The organism is Nesterenkonia salmonea, from assembly GCF_005771525.1.
GTDB classification, from domain to species: Bacteria; Actinomycetota; Actinomycetes; order Actinomycetales; family Micrococcaceae; genus Nesterenkonia; species Nesterenkonia salmonea.
Window position 1 is genome coordinate 1 of record NZ_VAVZ01000082.1, and the last position, 3,595, is coordinate 3,595.

Consider the following 3,595-nt stretch of genomic DNA (forward strand, 5'->3'; position numbering starts at 1 on the left):
CACACGCGGGCATTTCAGGATGAGTCAACGACTAGGTCCAGGCGGGCATCTGGGATGAGTCAATGCGACAATTTGCCGCGTTGAGGGATAACCAACTACACTCTTACAGGTTCCCCTGGAGGAAATGAGCAGTCTTCTCCTTGGGATTTCGGGCCCCCATCGTCTAGCGGCCTAGGACACCGCCCTTTCACGGCGGCGGCACGGGTTCGAATCCCGTTGGGGGTACTAACTTCGACGCTTTTCAAAGTGGCGGAGTCGGAGAGGCTCTGATAAAGTTTCTCCTCGTGCCGATTCGGCACAGCAGCATGTAAGGCCCTGTAGCGCAGTTGGTTAGCGCGCCGCCCTGTCACGGCGGAGGTCGCGGGTTCAAGTCCCGTCAGGGTCGCAGGACATCGGTTTTCAGATACGGCTCTGTAGCTCAGTTGGTAGAGCGTTCGACTGAAAATCGAAAGGTCACCGGATCGACGCCGGTCGGAGCCACAAAAAGCCGGTGTCTCGGTACTGAAACCCCTGGTCATCCAGGGGTTTCAGTCGTTTCAGGGGATCGTTTACCACCGGGTCCCGCCTTATCGCAACTTTGGCTTGCGGCACATGGGCCGCAGCTCGTTCTTTGCGGTGCGGGTCTTACCTTCAAGGGCACCGTCATAGGTGCCTGCTTGGCGTATCCAGTTCCTCAGAATCGTGTAGCTGACTCCGAAGTTGGTGGCTTTAGCTCAGGCTCACACCAGCTTCGTGGGTCTTAAATACCGCGACAGCATCCCCCAGGGATTCTTCCATTACTTTTTGCCATAGGGACACCAGATGTCATCTATCGGTGTATCAGCGACTCAAGCTGCTCGACGTTTCTCTCCATCCAGTCCACATAGCCGTTTGCGTCCTCCGGCAATGTTTCACTGAACTCTAGGATTGGGACGCCTGCGTCTTCTGCGGCTCGGCGAATCTGCAGCGACTGGTTGGTCTCGGTTTGTTCGTTGTAGACCAACAAATCGAGGTCTTCAACGGTCGTTAGGGCTTCCTGCAGCAGTCGAGGGGAGACGTCGTCTCCGTGTTCGATGGCAGCGAGGAAGTCCTGGTCGGTCTCATCTTCGAATCCGGCATCTGTAAGGAGGTAGGCAGAGACAGGCTCGGTGGCCATAAATGTGGTCCCAGTGGCGTCGAGGTTGCGGTTGCGCTCGTCGAGTGTATTGATCTCCTGGCTGAGCCTCTCCGCGTTCTCGGTGTAGAGCTCGGCATTCTCCGGTGAGAACTCTCCGAGGTGTTCGCCCAGGTAGTTCACGAAGTCGCTCATCAGCGCAAGGTCGTACCAGGCATGCTCATTCTCGTCACCGTCTTCGTGACCATGACCGGCATGTGCATCCTCGGTCTCGTCGTTGGAGTCCTCTTCATGGTCATCGTCCTCAGGGTGCTCGTCACCGTCTGGTTCGCTCTCCGTGACGGGGGCATTAGCGTCGCTGTGATCCTCGTGATCTGTCTCTTCGTTGAGTTCGGAGAGAGCTTGGAGTAGGACGTGGTCCCTCTCAGCCGACTCGGCCAGACTGGTCAGGAATGGGTCGTAGCCGCCACCATTAGCGATGAGCATATCGGCCTCTTCAATGCGAAGCCGGTCTTGCGGGGTGGCCTCGTAGGAATGTGGATCAATCGCGGGGTTATCGACTATGGCTTGAACGTCTGCTGTGTCGCCGGCGACCTGTGAAGCTAAGTCGGCGTAGACGTCGGTTGAGGCCACCACACTGATATTGCTGGCGGCCTCCTCGCTATCCGGTGAGGCGGAGTCCTCATCTGTTGGGTTGCCGCAGGATGTGATGAGCAGGGTGGCTGCCGCTGTGAGAGCCCCGTACGGCAACAGTCTCAGAGTCCCCTGTGAGCTACCCGGGACGCGTGATTCAGCCGGCGATTTGGTGAGAGAGAAAACGGGCATCGCGGTGCCTTTCAGAACGAAGAGGATTGAGGGTCACTGTACGGCTTCTAACTAATGAGAACAAATTGCGACAAAGGTGAGCGTCGCGTGGAGCTGACCGACATTTTCTACGCTGTGTAGAATTTGGTGTCTGGCGTCCGGAGATGAAGGAGCTGACCATGAGCAGGAAGAAATGCTTCCTCACAGTTGCGCCTCGTGAGAAGTCGGTCGGGCAGCTGGCTCCGCGGCCATTGGCGATATTCGCCGCCTCTGCCTTGGCCCTGTCGGCGTGCGGTTCTGTCACCGAGGAAGACACTCCCCCAACGCCACTAGTCTCTCAGGAGGGTGAAGACCTGGAACATGTCCATGGTTTAGACGTCGATCCTTCCGATGGTTCGCTGATGATCGCCAGCCATTACGGACTGTTTCGGCTCCATGGTGATGGTCCGCAACGCGTCTCTGAGGTCCAGGATTTCATGGGCTTCGCTGTGGCGGATGAGGAACTGATGCTGGCCAGCGGCCACCCGGGTGAGGGTCAGAATGCTCCCGCCAACCTCGGACTGATTGCTTCGACTGACGGCGGTGCCACGTGGGAAGAAGTCTCACTGAGCGGCGAAGCGGATTTCCATGCCCTGGATGCCCTCGGAGACCGAGTGTATGGAGTGGACGCAGCCTCCGGGCAGGAGCTGATGATCAGCGACGACGCCGGCGAAACCTGGCATAGTCCGGGTGCTCCAGCGATGGCGAGCCTGACTATTGATCCTCGCGATGCTGACACTGTGTTGGGCACCACAGAGAGTGGCCCAGTCATCAGCGCAGACGGTGGAAAGAGTTTCAACCCCGTGGCTAAGGCCCCAATCCTCCAGCATGTGGACTGGGCCGCTGACGGGACGGTCTTCGCCCTCGACCCCGATGCCGGGGTGCACCGAAGTGAGGATGACGGTATCACCTGGGAACAGGTCGGTGAGGTCGATGCTGGCGTGGAGGGGCACCCTGAGGCGCTCCACGCGGTGGACAAGGATGAGATGTGGGCAGCTGTGGGGGGAAGCCTTCTGCACAGCACTGACGGGGGCGAGAGGTTTGACGTCGTCCACGAGAGCTGAACTCTCTGCGTTCTGGGGTGCCCGTTCCCTAGGACTTTACGAGTCGGCTGATGGCCTTTGAGGCTTCATTGATCTTAGCTTCAGCTTCAGCGCCGCCGTCCTTGACTGCGGAGGTGACACAGTGTTTGAGGTGGTCATCGAGCAGGCCTAGGGCAACATTTTCCAGGGCAGAGTTGATCGCACTAATTTGGGTGAGTATGTCGATGCAATAGGAGTCTTGCTCCACCATCTTGTGGATGCCGCGGGTCTGACCTTCAATGCGTTTCAGGCGAGCCAGGTAGCGGTCTTTGTCACTAATGTAGCCATGGCCTGCGGGGCTGGCGTTGGTCGTGGCGGTCATGGTCGTCATCTCCTGGTCGTTGGGCTTGTCTCGTCAGGCGCATGGTCAGCGGCTGGGGAACGGTCGAGGATTCGGTCGGTGCTTGCTTGCGGGGTGAGGTCGAGCCGACGCAGCAACTGGGCGTTGAGGGCGACTACGACTGTGGAAGCCGACATCAAGATTGCACCGACACTCATGGGCAGCACAAATCCGCGCATTGACTCATCCCAGATGCCCGCCTGGACCTAGTCGTTGACTCATCCTGAAATGCCCGCG

General features: G+C 58.6%; 3 protein-coding genes, 3 tRNA genes and 1 pseudogene. 4 read left to right on the plus strand and 3 right to left on the minus strand.

The features are described 5' to 3' along the window. Positions 1-152: 152 nt before the first annotated feature. The 3 genes from FEF26_RS15215 to FEF26_RS15225 all read left to right on the plus strand — a co-directional run bounded on the left by FEF26_RS15215 (position 153) and on the right by FEF26_RS15225 (position 480). Positions 153-225, plus strand: a tRNA-Glu gene (locus tag FEF26_RS15215). Between the two features lie 86 nt (positions 226-311). After that, a tRNA-Asp gene (locus tag FEF26_RS15220) sits at positions 312-385 on the plus strand. 22 nt (positions 386-407) lie between these two features. Further along, a tRNA-Phe gene (locus tag FEF26_RS15225) sits at positions 408-480 on the plus strand. A 328-nt stretch (positions 481-808) separates the two neighbouring features. Here FEF26_RS15225 and FEF26_RS15230 read toward each other — a convergent pair. Beyond that, on the minus strand, positions 809-1,843 hold the full coding sequence (locus FEF26_RS15230; protein WP_166433075.1) for a metal ABC transporter substrate-binding protein: 1,035 nt from the start codon (positions 1,841-1,843) through the stop codon (positions 809-811). Positions 1,844-2,076: 233 nt separating this feature from the next. Here FEF26_RS15230 and FEF26_RS15235 point away from each other — a divergent pair, with 233 nt between their 5' ends. After that, positions 2,077-3,000, plus strand: a complete 924-nt coding sequence (locus FEF26_RS15235) for a F510_1955 family glycosylhydrolase (protein WP_166433076.1) — start codon at positions 2,077-2,079, stop codon at positions 2,998-3,000. A gap of 28 nt (positions 3,001-3,028) precedes the next feature. Here FEF26_RS15235 and FEF26_RS15240 read toward each other — a convergent pair whose 3' ends face one another. Both FEF26_RS15240 and FEF26_RS16205 read right to left on the minus strand, forming a co-directional pair. Beyond that, a complete protein-coding gene (locus FEF26_RS15240) occupies positions 3,029-3,340 on the minus strand; it encodes a metal-sensitive transcriptional regulator (RefSeq protein ID WP_138254385.1) in 312 nt (103 codons plus the stop codon). Between the two features lie 5 nt (positions 3,341-3,345). Then, positions 3,346-3,531: pseudogene (locus tag FEF26_RS16205) on the minus strand (hypothetical protein); the annotation flags it as partial. Positions 3,532-3,595 lie beyond the last annotated feature (64 nt).